This window comes from Xanthobacter pseudotagetidis, from assembly GCF_043194795.2.
GTDB classification, from domain to species: domain Bacteria; phylum Pseudomonadota; class Alphaproteobacteria; order Rhizobiales; family Xanthobacteraceae; genus Xanthobacter; species Xanthobacter tagetidis_A.
Window position 1 is genome coordinate 724,731 of the sequence record NZ_CM195534.1, and the last position, 16,137, is coordinate 740,867.

13 protein-coding genes and 1 tRNA gene are annotated in these 16,137 nt (G+C 71.4%); 4 read left to right on the forward strand and 10 right to left on the reverse strand.

Annotated elements, in window-relative coordinates:
• The first annotated feature begins 33 nt into the window (after window positions 1-33).
• Window positions 34-585: an ATP-dependent protease subunit HslV gene (hslV, locus tag V5F67_RS03295; protein ID WP_394021146.1), complete on the forward strand. Its 552-nt coding sequence runs from the start codon at window positions 34-36 to the stop codon at window positions 583-585.
• Between the two features lie 103 nt (window positions 586-688).
• Window positions 689-1,996, forward strand: coding sequence for an ATP-dependent protease ATPase subunit HslU (gene hslU / locus V5F67_RS03300; RefSeq protein WP_394021147.1), 1,308 nt, complete (start codon window positions 689-691; stop codon window positions 1,994-1,996).
• Between the two features lie 22 nt (window positions 1,997-2,018).
• Here hslU and V5F67_RS03305 read toward each other — a convergent pair whose 3' ends face one another.
• The 3 genes from V5F67_RS03305 to V5F67_RS03315 form a co-directional block, all read right to left on the reverse strand.
• Window positions 2,019-2,552 carry a hypothetical protein gene (locus tag V5F67_RS03305; protein ID WP_394021148.1) on the reverse strand — a complete coding sequence of 178 codons (534 nt, stop codon included), beginning with the start codon at window positions 2,550-2,552 and terminating at the stop codon, window positions 2,019-2,021.
• 86 nt (window positions 2,553-2,638) lie between these two features.
• A complete protein-coding gene (locus V5F67_RS03310; protein ID WP_394021149.1) occupies window positions 2,639-4,033 on the reverse strand; it encodes a sigma-54 dependent transcriptional regulator in 1,395 nt (464 codons plus the stop codon).
• A 205-nt stretch (window positions 4,034-4,238) separates the two neighbouring features.
• On the reverse strand, window positions 4,239-6,098 hold the full coding sequence (locus V5F67_RS03315) for a tetratricopeptide repeat protein (RefSeq protein ID WP_394021150.1): 1,860 nt from the start codon (window positions 6,096-6,098) through the stop codon (window positions 4,239-4,241).
• Window positions 6,099-6,243: 145 nt separating this feature from the next.
• Here V5F67_RS03315 and aptA point away from each other — a divergent pair, with 145 nt between their 5' ends.
• Window positions 6,244-7,608 carry an omega-aminotransferase AptA gene (aptA, locus tag V5F67_RS03320; RefSeq protein ID WP_394021151.1) on the forward strand — a complete coding sequence of 455 codons (1,365 nt, stop codon included), beginning with the start codon at window positions 6,244-6,246 and terminating at the stop codon, window positions 7,606-7,608.
• A gap of 128 nt (window positions 7,609-7,736) precedes the next feature.
• On the opposite strand, the gene V5F67_RS03325 is transcribed toward aptA, so the two are convergent.
• Both V5F67_RS03325 and V5F67_RS03330 read right to left on the reverse strand, forming a co-directional pair.
• Window positions 7,737-7,889 (reverse strand): DUF3309 family protein, encoded by a 153-nt coding sequence (locus tag V5F67_RS03325; protein WP_348833140.1) that lies wholly within the window; start codon window positions 7,887-7,889, stop codon window positions 7,737-7,739.
• 152 nt (window positions 7,890-8,041) lie between these two features.
• The gene (locus tag V5F67_RS03330; RefSeq protein WP_394021152.1) at window positions 8,042-9,910 is read right to left on the reverse strand and encodes an aminopeptidase P family protein; all 1,869 of its coding nucleotides are present in this window, start codon (window positions 9,908-9,910) and stop codon (window positions 8,042-8,044) included.
• A 134-nt stretch (window positions 9,911-10,044) separates the two neighbouring features.
• Between V5F67_RS03330 and V5F67_RS03335 the strand changes: the two genes are divergently transcribed.
• Window positions 10,045-10,119, forward strand: a tRNA-Gly gene (locus tag V5F67_RS03335).
• Between the two features lie 141 nt (window positions 10,120-10,260).
• Here V5F67_RS03335 and V5F67_RS03340 read toward each other — a convergent pair.
• The 5 genes from V5F67_RS03340 to V5F67_RS03360 form a co-directional block, all read right to left on the reverse strand.
• Complete coding sequence (locus V5F67_RS03340; protein ID WP_394021153.1) at window positions 10,261-10,872, reverse strand: TetR/AcrR family transcriptional regulator; 612 nt, start codon at window positions 10,870-10,872, stop codon at window positions 10,261-10,263.
• Between the two features lie 185 nt (window positions 10,873-11,057).
• A complete protein-coding gene (locus V5F67_RS03345; protein WP_394021154.1) occupies window positions 11,058-12,020 on the reverse strand; it encodes a zinc-binding dehydrogenase in 963 nt (320 codons plus the stop codon).
• Between the two features lie 5 nt (window positions 12,021-12,025).
• A complete protein-coding gene (locus V5F67_RS03350) occupies window positions 12,026-13,942 on the reverse strand; it encodes an AMP-dependent synthetase/ligase (RefSeq protein ID WP_394021155.1) in 1,917 nt (638 codons plus the stop codon).
• Between the two features lie 164 nt (window positions 13,943-14,106).
• Window positions 14,107-15,624, reverse strand: a complete 1,518-nt coding sequence (locus tag V5F67_RS03355; protein ID WP_394021156.1) for a tripartite tricarboxylate transporter permease — start codon at window positions 15,622-15,624, stop codon at window positions 14,107-14,109.
• 4 nt (window positions 15,625-15,628) lie between these two features.
• Window positions 15,629-16,120: a tripartite tricarboxylate transporter TctB family protein gene (locus V5F67_RS03360; RefSeq protein ID WP_394021157.1), complete on the reverse strand. Its 492-nt coding sequence runs from the start codon at window positions 16,118-16,120 to the stop codon at window positions 15,629-15,631.
• Window positions 16,121-16,137 lie beyond the last annotated feature (17 nt).

Consider the following 16,137-nt stretch of genomic DNA (forward strand, 5'->3'; position numbering starts at 1 on the left):
AGGGCATAAGTAAGGCTCTGAGCGGAGCCTTACATGCAGCATTCCCCGGATACCATCTACGGCACGACCATCGTTTCGGTCCGCAAGGGCAACCGCGTCGCCATCGCCGGCGACGGGCAGGTCACGCTCGGCCAGACGGTTCTGAAGTCCAATGCCCGCAAGGTGCGCCGCCTGGGGCGCGGCGACGTGATCGGCGGCTTCGCCGGGGCCACAGCGGACGCCTTCACGCTGTTCGAGCGCCTGGAGGCCAAGCTTGAGCAGTATCCCGGCCAGCTCCAGCGCGCCGCCGTGGAGCTCGCCAAGGACTGGCGCACCGACCGCTATCTGCGGCGGCTGGAAGCCATGATGATCGTGGCCGACGCCTCCATCTCCCTGGTCCTCACCGGCACCGGCGACGTGCTGGAGCCGGAGCAGGGCGTCGCCGGCATCGGCTCCGGCGGCGGCTTCGCGCTCGCCGCCGCCCGCGCGCTCCTCGACCGGGAGGAGGACCCGGAGGCCATCGTCCGGCGCGCGCTGGAGATCGCCGCCGACATCTGCGTCTACACCAACCGCAACATCGTCATCGAGACCATCGGGGGGATGTGAGAGGTGACACAGCCTCAGCATTCGGCGAGCCAGGCGGCCGGCGCTGCCGTCCGGGATCGCGCGGCCCCTTCCATGGCTCGGCACTCCTGATGGTACGCAACCCATGACCGATTTCTCCCCCCGCGAGATCGTTTCCGAGCTCGACCGGCACATTGTCGGCCAGGCGGCCGCCAAGCGCGCGGTCGCCATCGCCCTGCGCAACCGCTGGCGCCGCCAGCAGCTGGACGAGAAGCTGCGCGAGGAGGTGATGCCGAAGAACATCCTCATGATCGGCCCCACCGGCGTCGGCAAGACCGAGATCTCCCGCCGCCTCGCGCGGCTGGCCGGCGCGCCGTTCCTGAAGGTGGAGGCCACCAAGTTCACCGAGGTCGGCTATGTGGGCCGCGACGTGGAGCAGATCGTGCGCGACCTCGTGGAGGTGGGCATCGGCCTGGTGCGCGAGGTCAAGCGCAAGGACGTCCAGGCCAAGGCCCATCTCGCCGCCGAGGGCCGCGTGCTCGACGCGCTCGTGGGCGCCACCGCCTCTCCGGCCACCCGCGACGCTTTTCGCAAGCGCCTGCGCGCCGGCGAGCTGGACGACAAGGAGGTGGAGGTCGAGCTTCAGGGCGGCGCCGGCGGCATGCCCATGTTCGAGATTCCGGGCATGCCCGGCGCGCAGATGGGCGCGATCTCGCTCTCCGACATGCTCGGCAAGGCGTTCGGCGGGCGCACCAAGACCCGCCGCGTCACCGTGAAGGACGCCCATCCTTTGCTTCTCACCGAGGAGGCGGACAAGCTCATCGACCAGGACGCCATCGTCCAGGACGCCATCCATGCGGTGGAGAACAACGGCATCGTGTTCCTGGACGAGATCGACAAGATCGCCGGCCGCGAAGGCCGCTCCGGCGCCGACGTCTCGCGCGAGGGCGTGCAGCGCGACCTGCTGCCGCTGATCGAGGGCACGACCGTGTCCACCAAGCACGGGCCGGTGAAGACCGACCACATCCTGTTCATCGCCTCCGGCGCCTTCCACGTGTCGAAGCCCTCGGACCTCTTGCCGGAGCTGCAGGGCCGCCTGCCCATCCGCGTCGAGCTGGAGGCGCTGACCCGCGCCGACTTCGTGCGCATCCTGACCGAGACCGAGGCCAGCCTCGTCAAGCAGTCGGTGGCGCTGATGGCGACCGAGGGGGTGGAACTGGTGGTGACGCCGGACGCGGTGGAGGCGATCGCCGACGCCGCGGTGGAGGTCAATTCGAGCGTCGAGAACATCGGCGCCCGCCGGCTCCAGACCGTGATCGAGCGGGTATTGGACGACCTGTCCTTCTCCGCGCCCGACCGGTCCGGGGAGACGGTGGTGATGGACGCCGAGTTCGTGCGCGCGCGGGTCGCCGACCTCGCCCGCAACGCGGACCTCAGCCGCTTCATCCTGTAGCGCAACCGGCGCCGTGGCCCGCCTATTCCGCCGGCCGCTTGCGGCAGGCGGCGAGGAAGCGCGCAAGAGGCTTCGCGACCCCCTTGAGCGCGAGCCGCTCGCCCTCGACCCCGTCGAGGCGCACCGAGAGCGCGCGCCCCTTGGCCATGCGCCGCCAGAACGGCGAGGCGAGCGGCACCGGGATGTCGAGCTCGTGCCCGCCATAGAGCTCCTCGGGACGGGCGCGGGCGGTCGCCGGGGTCGCCTTGCCGTCCACCACCAGGAAGAGAGCGACATTCTCGCGGCAGGGCCGCTCCACCTCGCAGTCCGCGGGTGCGCCGGCGGCGATCTGCGGTCGGTCCGAGGCGACATAGATCACGGTGATGGTTGGCCCATCGCAGCGCGCCATGAAGTCCAGTTCCTCGGCGCCGGGGTCCAATGCGTGGATGAGGAAGGGCGGGTCGCCCTCCGTCGCCCAGTGGCCGGCCAGGGCCGCGGCCGGCAACGCGATGCCGCCAGCCAGCGCCGCCAGGGCGAGGCTGCAGGCCATGGCGCGCGAAACACGAAGGCAGCCCATGGTGTTCTTGCCCCCCGCTGAGGGAACGGCTGCGCCGTCCCCGTCCAGGGTGGGGTGAGGCGGTCAGGAACGCAACCGCGGCTCCCTCACGCGCACTGCCAGGCGAGGCGCTTGCGGTAGAGCGTCGAGGGGCTGAGCTCCAGCGCTGCCGCGGCGGCGGAGATGTTGCCGCCGAAGGTGGCGATGGCGCGCTCGATGGCGCGGCGCTCGGTGATCGCCAGCGGTTCCACGGCGGCCGCTTCCATGGGAAGCGGCATCACGTTCCCGGCGTTGGAGCCGAAGCGCGCGATCTCGTCGGCGCCGGCGCCCTCGAGGGCGAGATGGACCGGGATATGGGGCCCGTCGGCGAGCACGACGATGCGCCGCATCAGGTTCTGCAGCTCGCGCACATTGCCGCGCCAGCTGCGGACCTGGAGCACCCGCGCCGCGTCGGGGCTGATGCGCGGCATGGGCCGGCGCTCCTCCCCGGCGAAGCGGGCAAGGAAGGTTTCGGCCAGCAGCATCACGTCGTCGCCGCGCTCCCGCAGCGGCGGCATGTGCAGTTCCAGCACATGGAGGCGGTAGAACAGGTCTTCCCGCAGCCGGCCGGCGCGCACCTCCTCGGCGGGATCGCGGTTGGTGGCGCAAACGATGCGCACGTCCACCTGTCGCTCGTGCCCCTCGCCGATGCGGCGCACCTTGCCGTCCTGGAGGAAGCGCAGCAGCTTGGTCTGCAGGGCGAGGTCCATCTCGCCGATCTCGTCCAGGAACAGCGTGCCGCCGTCGGCGATCTCGGCCGCGCCGGCGCGGTCGGCGACGGCGCCGGTGAAGGCGCCGCGCGCATGGCCGAAGACCTCGCTTTCCATCAGCTCGCGCGGGATCGCGCCGCAGTTGAGGGCGACGAACCGCCCGCCGTGGCGCGGCGAGCGCGCGTGCACCGCCTGGGCGCACAGGTCCTTGCCGGTGCCGCTCTCGCCGGTGACGAACACCGGGGCGTTGGAGGCGGCAACGCGCTGCACCCGGTCATAGAGCGCGCGCATGGGCGCGGAGCGGCCGAGGAAGCCGCAGAAGTCGGAGGTTCCGGTGGCGGCGGGGCGGTCCTCCTCGCGGCAGGACCGGCGGCGCTCCACCCGCACCGGCTCGCCCCGGAGCAGGCGCTCCACCACGTCCTCTGCCTTGAGCGGCTTCAGCACCACGTCGTCGGCGCCGGCGCGCATGCAGGCGACCGCGCTCGAGACCGAGCCATGGCCGAGCGTGGCGATGAGCGCGCCCTTCAGGCCGGCGGCCCTGAGGCGGGTGACGGCGGCCTCGCCTCCGGGGCCGACCGCGACCACGGCGGAAATGCAGTGGGGCGCGAGCGCATAGGCGGATTCGAGCGCCTCGGCCTCCATCATGTTCAGCCGGTCCCGTCGTCCGAGCGCTGCGCGCATGAGGCGGCGGATGGCGGGATCGGGGTCGCAGACGAGAACGGGCGCGCTGGCGGCATCTGTGGAGTTCTGCATGACCTCGATCGACGGTAGGAAGGTCTCGGCGAGGATCGTGCGGGAGCGAGGTAAAGAAAGATTATCCCGCCCTCGGAAAAACCATAATCCGGTCGGTTTTCGTCGCCTTCGGGCGCGCGGGGGGCCGCGCCTTTCGCTTGCCGGGACGAAGGGCCGTGTCGCTGCACCGGCCCCGATTGTCGAGCCGGCCTGTGGCGGCGGCGCCTCAGCCGCCGTGGCGGGACTGCACCATGGCGGCATGCTGGCCGAGGCCGGCGGCCTCCAGCGCGGCGATGGCGCGGTCGGCGAGGCCGGGCGCCGGCAGCAGGCGGTGGACCATGCGGCGGATGGCGTCCGCCCCGCCGCCGGCGTCGCTGGCGAGGGCGGCGACCGCGCGCCGCTCTTCGCCCGGACGGTGCAGCGCGTTGAGCGCGAGCGCCAGAGCGAGCGCGTTCTCGCGGCTCGGATGCAGCTCCAATTGCGGCAGGAGCGCCAGGGCGGTCGCCTCGTCGGCGCGCAGGAAGGCGGCGAGGGCGAGATAGGTGTCCTTGAGCGGGCCGGCCTGCGCCCCGTCCGCCTCGGCGTTCGCGAGCAGCGCCTCGCCCTCCTCCACGCGCCCGGCGGCGATGTAGACCATGCCCACGCCGGCGGCGACGGTGGCGTCGTAGGGGTTGAGGTGCAGCGCACGGGTGCCGGTATCCACCGCGGCGCGGTACTGGCCGAGGAAGGCCTGGACCAGAGCGAGCGTGCGCGCGGCATAGGCGCTGGCGGGCGCGATCTCCACCGCGCGCTCGGCCGAGGCGAGCATCTGCGCCGCCCGTCCCGGGGCGGGGTCATATCCCTGCTCCCGCGTGGCCTCGTCCAGCAGTGCCATGGCCTTGAGCGCGTGGCCCATGGCGAAGCCGGGCAGCTGGCGGGTCATGCCGTCGAGGCAGGCGCGCACCGCGGCGGGCTTCTCGCTGCCGGAACGGGCGAGCAGGCTGAGGGCGCGGGCGGTGCAGCCATAGGCCGATTGCGGCGCTTCCGTGCGCACCGTGGCGAGCGCGCGGGCGCTCACCACGCCATGCGCCTCCAGGAGCGCGCCGGAGACCGCGCGCACCATCCGCCGGGCGCTCGCGGCGATGTCGTCGTCGGCCTTCAGGCCCTCGACCGCGCGCGACCACAGGATGACGCCCGCGCAGCGGTCCGTGACCCGCAGCAGCAGGGAGAAGGTGCCGTCCGCGTGACCTTCGGCCACGGTGCCGAGCGCAAAGCGCGAGCGCCCCTGGCTGCCGCAGGCGATGGGGGCCGAGGTATCGCCCGCCGCGGCCTCGCGGACGGTGATGAAGTCGAACTGCGCCAAGGCATCGCCGAGACGCTCCTCGAAGGCGCGCAGGACGCCGCGCGCCGGCGGCTCGACGCCGGCGGCCTCGAACGCCGCGATCTCCATCACCGGCAGCTTGACGCGCTCGCCATCGGCGCGCGACGACGAGCCGGAGCCGGCCGTCCATTCGATCCCCGCCACCGCGAGCACCATGGCGAGCGCCGCGGCCGCGAGGCCGAGCGCCATGCGCCGCCGGGGCGCCGGCGGCACGGGCACGGCGGGGGCCTCGGACGCCGGCGCGTCGGCGGCGTCCGGTCCGCGCTGGGGCTCTGCGGCCAATGCGGGCTCGGGCGCTGCGGCCGCCGGCTCGGTCTCGCGCCAGGTGAAGGCCGGAACGTAGCTGCCGCGCGGGATCAGGATCCGCAGCGGCTCCTTGGCGCCGGCCGCGGCATAGAAGTGGTCGAGCGCGCGCCGCAGGCGGGTCGCCTCCACGCGCACGATGGGATCGGTCTGGGGATCGAACGAGCTGGCGCGGCCGAGCGCCTCCACGGCGATGGTATAGCCCTTGATCTCCTCCGCGCGGCCGCCGAGCGCGGTCTCGACCACATAGCGCAGGAAGGCGGACAGGCGCGGCGAGGCGGACAGCTCGGCCGAGGCGAGCACACGCTCCAGCGCGCCGCGCACCTCATCCGCGTCCGGCGCGCGCGCCGCCCCAGCGGTCTCGCCGCCGCGGCATTCGGCGTCGCTCCCGGCCGCCTTATGGTCGATCTTCCCCATGGTCATGCTGTTTTCCGCCAGATCAGTCATGCTGGCAAGGGGGAAGGGTCCGCGCGCGGCGCGGTTTCCTCGCAGCCAAGGCGCTGCTAGCTTGCGCCACCGCGCGCCGGAGGGCGTTCACCACGGGCCCCGGCGGGTAAGGAGAGGTGTCATGGCATTGGACGAAATGGCGTTGGGCGGCGGCGAGCGCCCCGCGGGAGAGTTGGCGCCGAACGATCTCGAAGCGTTCTGGATGCCCTTCACGTCGAACCGGGCCTTCAAGAAGCGGCCGCGGATCGTCGCCAGCGCCAAGGACATGCATTATTATACCCCCGACGGCCGCGCCGTTCTGGACGGCTGCTCGGGCCTGTGGTGCACCAATCCCGGCCACAATCGCGAGCCGATCGTCGCCGCGATCCAGAAGGCGGCGGGCGAGCTCGATTTCGGACCCACCTTCCAGTTCGGCCATCCCGGGGCCTTCCGGCTGGCGAGCCGCATCGCGGCGCTCGCGCCGGGCGACCTCGACCACGTCTTCTTCTGCAACTCCGGCTCGGAGGCGGTGGACACCGCCCTGAAGATCGCGCTCGCGTACCACAATGCCACCGGCAACAGCTCGCGAACCCGCCTGATCGGCCGCGAGCGCGGCTATCACGGCGTGGGCTTCGGCGGCATCTCCGTCGGCGGCATGGTGGCGAACCGGCGCACCTTCGGGACCATGCTGACCGGCGTCGACCATCTGCCCACCACCTACGACCGCAAGAACCAGGCCTTCACCAAGGGCGAGCCCGAATATGGCGCGCACTTCGCGGACGAGCTGGAGCGCCTGGTCGGGCTGCACGACGCCTCGACCATCGCCGCGGTGATCGTCGAACCCATGGCCGGCTCCACCGGCGTCATCCCGGCGCCCCAGGGCTACCTGAAGCGCCTCAGGGAAATCTGCGACAAATACGGCATTTTGCTGATCTTCGACGAGGTCATCACCGGCTATGGCCGCCTCGGCTACGCCTTCGCCGCCGAGCGCTACGGCGTTCAGCCGGACCTGATCACCTTCGCCAAGGGCATCACGGCCGGCGCCGTGCCGATGGGCGGCGTGATCGCCCGCAAGCATGTGCACGATGCCTTCATGAAGGGGCCGGAGCACATGGTGGAGCTGTTCCACGGCTACACCTACTCGGCCCACCCGCTCGCCTGCGCGGCCGGTCTCGCCACCCTGGACCTCTACCGGGACGAGGACCTGTTCGCGCGCGCCAAGGCGCTCGAGCCCTATTGGGCGGACGCGGTGATGAGCCTGAAGGACAAGCCGGGCGTGCTCGACATCCGCACCGTCGGCATCACCGGCGCCATCGACCTGCCGGCGCGCGAGGGCCTGCCCGGCCAGCGCGGCTACGAGGCCATCGAGCGCGCCTTCCACGAGGAGGGCGTGATGATCCGCACCGCCGGCGACACGATGGTGATGACCCCGCCCCTCATCATCTCGAACGAGCAGGTGGACGAGCTGATCGGCAAGGTCGGACGGGTGATCGAAAAGGTCATGTGACCGGCCGGGCCGCCCCCGGCGGACGCAGCAGGGAAAGGTGCGGCCAAGAAGGACGCACCTAGGAAAGGACAAGGGGCGGAAGCGCGCAGCTTCCGCCCCTTCCCGTTATCCATGCCGTTGCGGCGCCGTCACAATCGTCCCGTCAGCGCCAGGACGATCACGACGATCAGCAGCACGCCGACGATTCCGCCCGGTCCGTACCCCCAGCCGGAACTGTATCCCCAGGTCGGCAGCGCGCCGACAAGAAGAAGAACCAGGATGACAATAAGGATTGTCGACATATATCGCACTCCCTGCCGTGTAAGTCGGAAGGGAAACGTCGCTGTGAGCTTCGCGGTTCCTGTCACGCAGCGATCGTCGGGAGTTTATGCCTGATCACGACCTGGACCGTTCCGGCGCGACGAACGCCAGCGCGGCGATATTGTTCCCCGGATCAGAGCGGCTGGGTCGCGGAAACGAGATAATCCCGCGCGGCGCCGTCCAGATAGGGGGCCAGCGCCTCGCGCACCCGCAGGTGATAGGCGTCGATCTCCGCACGCTCGCGCGCGTCGACCAGCGCGAGGTCGATCAAAGCGCGCTCATAGGGCGCGAGCGTCAGCGTCGCGAAGCCGAGGCAGGGCTTTTCCGCCCCCTCCACCTCCCGCGGCTCGACCAGGATCAGGTTCTCGATGCGGATGCCGTAGGCGCCCTCGCGATAGTAGCCGGGCTCGTTGGAGAGGATCATGCCCTCGGCCAGCGGCACATGGCCGAGCTTGGAGATGCGGGCGGGGCCTTCGTGCACCGACAGGCCCGCGCCCACGCCGTGGCCGGTGCCGTGGTCGAAATCCAGCCCCGCCGCCCACAGATACTGCCGCGCGAACGGATCGAGCTGGGCGCCTGCGATGCCCTTCGGGAACACCGCGCGGGCGATGGCGAGGTGGCCCTTCAGCACCAGCGTGTAATGGGCGCGCATCCCGGCCGTGGGCGCGCCCACCGCCAGGGTGCGCGTGATGTCGGTGGTGCCATCCGGGTACTGGGCGCCGGAATCCAGCAGGAACAGCTCGCCGGTCCGGATTTCGCGGTTGGTGGAGCGCGTCACCCGGTAGTGGACGATGGCGCCGTTCGGACCGGCGCCAGCGATGGTGGGGAAGGAGACGTCGGTCAATTCGCCGGCCTCGCGCCGGAAGGTCTCCAGCGCCTCCACGGCGTCGATCTCGGTGAGGCCGCCGGCCGGCGCCGCCGCCTCGAACCAGGCGAGGAAGCGGGCGAGCGCCACGCCGTCGCGCAGGTGGGCGGCGCGCATGCCGGCGATCTCGGCCGGGTTCTTCGAGGCCTTCAGCAGAACGATGGGGTCGGCGCCCTTGTCGACGGTGCCGCCCGCCTTCTCGATCAGGCCGGCGAGCCGCACCGGGCAGGTGGCCTGGTCGACGCGCACCCGCCTGCCGCGCGCGAAGGCGCCGAGCGCGTCGTCGAGGTGGCTCACGGGATGGACGTAGGCCGCCGCCTCCAGCGCGTCCCGGACCTCGGCGGACAGCTTGGCCGGTTCGAGGAACAGCAGCGGCGGCCCGTCGGCGGGCACGATCGCCCAGGCGAGCGGCAGCGGCGTGTGCGCCACGTCGGCGCCGCGGATGTTGAACAGCCACGCGCTGGCGTGGGGATCGGACACCAGCAGCCCGTCCACCTTGGCGGCGGCGAGCGCCTCGCGCACGCGGCGCAGCTTGGCGCCGGTCTCCTCGCCGGCGACGGCGAGGTCCAGCAGGCGCACGGCGCCGCGGGGCGGCGGCGGCCGGTCGGTCCAGACCGCGGCCAGGGGGTCATCCTCCACCGCCGCCAGGATGCCGCCGGCGGCGGCCACGGCGCGGGCGAGCTTGTCGCGCCCGTCGAGGGTGGTGCGCCAGGCATCGAAGCCGAGGCTCGCGCCCTTCGGGAGGTGGTCCTCGATCCATTTCTCCGGGCTCATCTCGGCGAGCGGCACCACCGTGAAGGCGGTGGCGTCCACCTGGGCCGGCGCCTGGAGCGTGTAGCGGCCGTCGACGAACAGCGCCGCGGTCTCGGCGAGCACCACCGCGAGGCCCGCCGAGCCGGTGAAGCCGGAGAGGAAGGCGAGGCGCTCCTCGCAGTCCGGAACGTATTCGTTCTGGTGCGCGTCGGCGCGGGGGATGACGTAGCCGTCCAGTCCGCGACGGGCCAGCTCGGCGCGCAGCCCGGCGAGGCGGGCGGGGCCTTCCGCCCCATCGGCGATGTCGTCGAAGCTCTGGAACAGGGCCTTGAAGCGCGGATGCGGATGCGTGCCGGACGCGGGGGGACGATGGGGCTCGGACATGAGGCGACCATAGGAGCGCCCCTTTCAGTCCGCAATCGCCCGCGAAAGGGTGTGGACGCGCCCGGCCCCGGTCCCGCGCCGGCCGCCTGCCCCCTTGCTGGCGGCGGGGTGCCTTGGCTATGGTGCGCGTCCAGGCGGGCGTAGTTCAGTGGTAGAACGACAGCTTCCCAAGCTGTATGTCGTGGGTTCGATTCCCATCGCCCGCTCCAGCTCCTTGCAGAGCCCGGATGGAACTACGGAACGTTGCGCCCGCGCGCACCGCCGTCATGGCCGGGCCTGGCGCGGGTCTCCATGCCCGGCCGCCTGAGCCAGCTTGAGCAAGCCTTCCCGGCCCTGGGTATCGATCGGCCCTACGACGCGCGCTTGACGCGGCGGCGGGCGGCCTCCGCCGGCACCGGCGTGGCGCCGGCGGTTCCCGGCGGTTCCTTGAACGCGCCGCCGCCCAGGATGTCCATGTAGGCGCTGGCGATCTCGTCGGCGCCGAGGGCCCCGTCCGGCTTGTGCCAGCGCAGCACCCAGTTGGTCATGCCGATGATGCCGAGGGCGAGCATCTGCCGGTTCACGTCCCGCATCTCGCCGGCGCGGGCGGCGTCGTCGATGATGGAGCGGATCTGCCGGTAATACTCCTCCTCCATCTCGGCGAGGCGGCCGGCGTGCTGGGCCTCCAGCTCCACGCGCTCGCGCAGGAAGATGGTGAAGAGCTCGCGCTGCTTCAGCATCATGTCGATGTGCCGACGCACGATCTCGCCCAGCTTCTCGCGGTTGGAGAGCGGGCTCTGCGCCACCTCGGCGGCCATTTCCCGCAGCTGGCGCACCGGGCGCACGATCAGCTCGCCCAGAATCTCCTGCTTGCTGCCGAAATAATAGTAGAGCGCGGCGGACGTGGTGCCGAGCTCGCGGCCGATATCCTGGATCGTGCTGGCGCGATACCCCTTGTCGGAGAACACCGCGGCGGCGGCCATGAGAACCTCTTCCCTGCGTCCGCGGTTTGATTGCTCTTCGACAGTCATTCCTGAATTCCGCACGGTTGAAGGTCTCGCCGCGGGCGGGGCTCGTCGCGAGGCTATTACGCCAGATCACACCCTGAAAGCAAACACGGGGGCGCTCCGGACAAATACGGGGTGAGCGTGAACGGTTCCGCTCCGCATCATGGGCGAAGGATGATCTTGCCGGCCGCCTCTCCCTCCTCCAGCGCCGTGAATGCCGCCTTCGCCTGCGCCAGCGGCAGCACCCGCGCCACCGGCGGGCGCAGGCCGCGCTCGGCGCAGAAGCCGACCAGCGCCTCCAGCTGCGCGCGCGAGCCCATGGCGCTGCCGACGATGGTGAGGTCCATGGTGAACAGCCGGGCGATGTCCACCGTGGCGCTGTAGCCGGTGGTGCCGCCCGGCACCACCATGACGCCGCCACGCTTCAGGCATTTCAGCGAGTGCTCCCAGGTGGCGGGGCCGACCGAATCCATCGCCGCGTCCACCCGCTCCGGCAGGCGGCCGCCGGTCTCCACCGCCGCGTCGGCGCCGATGGAAAGGCCGAAGGCGCGCGAGGCGGCGCTGCGGCCGGTGACGTAGACCCTCAGCCCCGCCGCCTTGGCGAGCATGACGAGGGCGGTGGAGAGCCCGCCGCTCGCGCCCTGGACCAGGATGGCGCCGCCCGCGGGCACCTTCGCCTTCTCGAACAGCATCCGCCAGGCCGTGAGCCAGGCGGTCGGCAGGCACGCGGCCTCCTCCCAGCCGAGCGCGGCGGGCTTCGGCACGAGGTTCGCGCGCGGCACGCACACCTGCTCGGCGAAGGTGCCGTCATAGCGGCCGGAGAGCACGCCGAAGGCGGGCGTGGCGATCAGCGGATGGAGGATGACCTCGGCGCCGTCCTCCGTGATCCCCGCCGCGTCCATGCCGAGGATGCGCGGCAGGTCGGCCTCGCTCAGGCCGGCGCCGCCGCGCTGCCGCATGGCCTCGCCGCCCTTCAGCGACCACAAGTCGTGATGGTTCAGCGAGGCGGCGACCACCCTGACCCGCGCCCAGCCGTCCGGAGGCTCGGGCACGGGGCGCTCGCCCACCTTCAGCCCGGCCAGCGGATGGGCGGCGTCGAAATGGTCGGCGTAGGCGGCGAGCATGGCGCTCACCGGCGTCCGGCCGGCGCCGCGAGGATCGCCTCCTCCTGGCGGTCGTACATGCTCTCCACGAGGTCGTGGAACGCCTCGCGCACCACCCGCCGCTTCACCTTCTTGGCCGAGGTGAGGGCGTCCGCCACGCTGTCGAGCGGCTGGGGGATGATGCGGAACTTCTTCACCTGGAGGACGCGGCCGAAGCGCTCGTTGGCGTTGGCGACCTCGGCGGCGATCAGCTGCTCCACCTGCGGCGCCGCGGCGAGCTCGGCATAGGTGGAGGCGGTGAGGCCCTGCTGGTGCGCCCAGCGCGCGGTGCTGTCGCGCTCGATCTCGATCAGCATGACGAGGTACTTCTCGCCCTGGCCGAACACCACCGCCTCGGAGATGAACGGGCTGAGCTTCATCTCGCTCTCGATCTCGGCGGGATTGATGGTCTTGCCGCCGGCGGTGGAGATGGCGTCGTTCTTGCGGCCGACGAGGCGCAGGTCGCCCTCGGGCGTGCGCTCGGCGATGTCGCCGGTGTGGAACCAGCCGTCCTTCAGCGCCTTCTCGGTCGCCTCGGGCTGCTCCCAATAGCCCGAGAACACCATGGGCGACTTGAACAGGATCTCCCCGTCGTCGGCGAGCTTGAGGTCGCTGTCGGGCTGGTTGTCCATCAGCCGGCCGATGGTGCCGGGCCGGGGGAAGGGCCGCTGCTGGTAGCACACGGCGCACGCCGCCTCGCTGAGGCCGTAGGCCTCGCGGATGTCCATGCCCCAGATCGCCCACAGGGAGGCGACGTCCATGGGCATCATGGCCGAGCCGGTCTGCGCCCGCGCCACACGGTCGAGCCCGACCGTGGCGCGCAGGCGCCGGAACAGGGTGCGCCGGGCGAGGTCGAGCGCCAGCACGCGCCAGCGCGCCGAGCGCTCGCCGCGCCAGTATTCGTCCACCACGCGCCGGCCGATGCCCATGGCGAGCCGGTGGGCGAGGCGGTCGAGGGTCGAGCCCTCCTGCTGCTTCAGGGCGAGCTGGACCGCGATCTTCTGGTAGAAGCGCGGCGTCATGCCGAGCACCTCCGGCCGGGCGCTGCGGAAGACGTCCAGGAGGTCCGCCTTCTCCGGCGCGAAATGGGGCTGGAGCTTCGACACCAGCGGCACGATCTCCGTCACCATGGCCGAGGACACGTGGGCGGTGGAGAGGAACGCCACATGCACGTGCGGGCGCCGGCGGATGGGCGGGAAGCGCATCACCCACTGCTCGCCCACCAGCAGCCAGGCCTTGTGCGTGTACATGACGCCCTTCGGCCGGCCGGTGGTGCCGGAGGTGAAGATGATGCGCGCGACGTCTGTGCCCTGGCCCTGGTCCACCATGGCGTCGAACAGCGCGGGGTCGGCGGCGAGCGCGGCGGCGCCGATGCGCCGCAGCTCGGAAAGGGTGAGGATCCGGGCGTCGGCGTCCGGTGGCGCGAGGCCCTCGGTCTCGCCCTCCATCTGCACGAACAGGCGCACCGGGCCGCGCGGGTTCGCCGCGCGCAGGCCGCATTCCAGGTGGCTGCGCTTCTGGCCGAAGAACACCATGGGCCGCGCGTCCGCGAGCACGTGCGCCACCTCCTGCCAGGAGCTGATCTGGTAGATGCCCACCGTGGTGCCGCCCGGCACCAGCGCGCCGAAATCGCATTCCACCCATTCGAGGGTCGGCTCGCCCATGATCGCGGCGCGCTCGCCGCGGCCGAAGCCGAGCGCCTTGAGCCCGGCGCCGATCTCGGCGACGGCGGTGCCGAAGGCGCGCCAGCTCACCGGGCGGAAGCCCTCGCCCTCGGGCACGAAATAAACCGGCTCCCCGGCGTCGCGGGCCATGCGCTCGCGCACGATGGCGGGGATGGTCCAGGCCGCCGTCTGGGCCTCTTCCACCCGCGGTTCCGATTCCCAGAAGATGTGCTTGGCCATGACGCAGTTCCGGACCGAGAGGATCAATCGCGAGGATGGGGATGCCGCCGCCTCAGAGCGCGATCCGATCAAATTGAACCAATTTGATCGGTGGATCGCCCTCTACCTTAACGATAGAGAGCGCGATCCGATCGGCTTGCGCTGCAAGCCGATCGGCGCGTGCGCTAGGGCGCCGGCACGGTCTTCGTCCAGCCGCCGCGCCGCTTCACCCAGGTGAACACGGCGGGCGCCGCGAGCGCCACCACGCAGAGCGCGACCAGCACCGCCGAGATCGGCCGCGTGACGAAGATGGAGAGGTCGCCGCCGCTGAGGAACAGCGTCTCGCGCAGCGACTTCTCGAAGATCGGCCCGAGCACCAGGCCGAGCACCAGCGGCGCCATGTCGAAGCCCATGCGGCGCAGGAAGAAGCCGGCGAAGCCGCAGGAGAACAGCACCACCAGGTCCCACATGCTGGAGCGCATGGTGTAGACGCCGATGATCGACACCACGAAGATCGCCCCCACCAGGATGTATTGCGGCACCCTCAGCAGGCGCACCCACAGGCCCACCAGCGGCAAGTTGAGGATCAGCAGCGCGATGTTGCCGATATACATGGAGGCGAGCAGGCCCCAGACGATGTCGGGCCGCTGCGACAGCAGCAGCGGGCCGGGCTGGATGCCCTGCACGATCAGCGCCCCGAGCAGCAGCGCCACGTTGGGGGTGAAGGGGATGCCGAGGCTGATGACCGGCACCAGGGCCGAGGTCGCCACCGCGTTGTTGGCCGCCTCCGGCCCGGCGAAGCCCTCGACCGCGCCCTTGCCGAACTCGCGCTTGTGCTCGCGGGCGAGGCCCTTCTCCACGCCGTAGGAGGCGAAGGTGGAGGTGAGCGAGCCCGGCCCCGGCAGGAGGCCGATGAAGAAGCCGATGCCCGAGCCGCGCACGATGGCGGGCCAGGCGCGGCGCCATTCCGCGCGCGTCGGCACCATGTCGCGCAGGCGCACCGATTCCGCCTTCGGGAAGCCCTTGCGGGTCTGCAGCACCTGCAGGAGCTCGCTCATGCCGTAGAGGCCGAGCGCCACCGGCACCAGGTCGAAGCCGAGCGCGAGGCTCTCGGTGCCGAAGGTGAAGCGGGTGCTGCCGCCCACCGCGTCGACGCCGATGGTGGCGAGGCCCATGCCCACCAGCAGCATCATCATGCCCATGGCCGGGTCGCCGCCGGTGATGCGGATCAGCGTCAGCGCGCCGAGCACCGCGAGGGCGCAGAATTCCGGCGAGGAGAAGCTGAGCGCCGCGTCCGAGAGGAAGGGCAGGAACAGGCTGAGGCCGAGGATGCTCACCGTGCCGGCGATGAACGAGCCGACCGCGCAGATCATCAGCGCCGAGCCGGCGCGGCCCTTGCGGGCGAACTCGTAGCCGTCGAGCGTGGTGACGATGGAGCCGCTCTCGCCCGGGATCTTGAGCAGGATCGCCGTGGTGGAGCCGCCGTACATGGCGCCGTAATAGATGCCGGCGAGCATGATGATGCCCGTCACCGGCGCAAGGTGCAGGGTGATGGGCATCAGGATCGCCATGGCGCCGAGCACGCCGAGGCCCGGCAGCACGCCGGTGGCGGTGCCTACGAGCGCGCCGATGAGGGCGGCGAGGATGTTCTCGGGCTGGAGGGCGACCAGGAACCCGCTGGCCATCGCGCTTAACAGGTCCATGGTCCTACCCCCACCTCAGCGCGTCGAAGAAGGCTCCCGCGGGCAGGGAGAGATCGAGCACGTCCACGAACAGCAGCCAGAAGGCGACGGCGAGGATGAGGCTCGCCGCCATGGAGCGCAGCCACGACGCGCCGCACATGCGCGCCATGGCGGTCATGAACAGGAAGGAGGTGGCGATGGTGCCGAGCCACGGCAGCAGCACGATATAGGCGCCGCACAGCGCCGCCACCGCCAGCAGGCGCCCCGCCATGGCGCGGCTGGGCCAGGTTCCCACCTCGTCGTCCTGGGCGCCCGGCGCGGGCGCCTTGAGCGTCACATAGAGGCCGAACAGGACCCACAGCACGCCGATGACCATGGGCGTGCCGCCCTCCTCGCTGCCGATCGGATCGCCGATGGGCAGCCTGGTGGCCTGCCAGGTATAGAGGGCGCCGAACAGGGTCAGGATCGCGGACGCGATCCTGACCTCACCGCGCGTGATCTGACGCGAACGCTCCATCGTGCTCGTGCTCCTCC

What these genes read in the sequence shown, in the direction of transcription:
- hslV (WP_394021146.1), top strand. Translation starts at nt 34, where the DNA reads ATGCAGCATTCCCCGGATACCATCTACGGCACGACCATCGTTTCGGTC.
- hslU (WP_394021147.1), top strand. Translation starts at nt 689, where the DNA reads ATGACCGATTTCTCCCCCCGCGAGATCGTTTCCGAGCTCGACCGGCAC.
- V5F67_RS03305 (WP_394021148.1), bottom strand. Translation starts at nt 2,552, where the DNA reads ATGGGCTGCCTTCGTGTTTCGCGCGCCATGGCCTGCAGCCTCGCCCTG.
- V5F67_RS03310 (WP_394021149.1), bottom strand. Translation starts at nt 4,033, where the DNA reads ATGCAGAACTCCACAGATGCCGCCAGCGCGCCCGTTCTCGTCTGCGAC.
- V5F67_RS03315 (WP_394021150.1), bottom strand. Translation starts at nt 6,098, where the DNA reads ATGACCATGGGGAAGATCGACCATAAGGCGGCCGGGAGCGACGCCGAA.
- aptA (WP_394021151.1), top strand. Translation starts at nt 6,244, where the DNA reads ATGGCATTGGACGAAATGGCGTTGGGCGGCGGCGAGCGCCCCGCGGGA.
- V5F67_RS03325 (WP_348833140.1), bottom strand. Translation starts at nt 7,889, where the DNA reads ATGTCGACAATCCTTATTGTCATCCTGGTTCTTCTTCTTGTCGGCGCG.
- V5F67_RS03330 (WP_394021152.1), bottom strand. Translation starts at nt 9,910, where the DNA reads ATGTCCGAGCCCCATCGTCCCCCCGCGTCCGGCACGCATCCGCATCCG.
- V5F67_RS03340 (WP_394021153.1), bottom strand. Translation starts at nt 10,872, where the DNA reads ATGGCCGCCGCCGCGGTGTTCTCCGACAAGGGGTATCGCGCCAGCACG.
- V5F67_RS03345 (WP_394021154.1), bottom strand. Translation starts at nt 12,020, where the DNA reads ATGCTCGCCGCCTACGCCGACCATTTCGACGCCGCCCATCCGCTGGCC.
- V5F67_RS03350 (WP_394021155.1), bottom strand. Translation starts at nt 13,942, where the DNA reads ATGGCCAAGCACATCTTCTGGGAATCGGAACCGCGGGTGGAAGAGGCC.
- V5F67_RS03355 (WP_394021156.1), bottom strand. Translation starts at nt 15,624, where the DNA reads ATGGACCTGTTAAGCGCGATGGCCAGCGGGTTCCTGGTCGCCCTCCAG.
- V5F67_RS03360 (WP_394021157.1), bottom strand. Translation starts at nt 16,120, where the DNA reads ATGGAGCGTTCGCGTCAGATCACGCGCGGTGAGGTCAGGATCGCGTCC.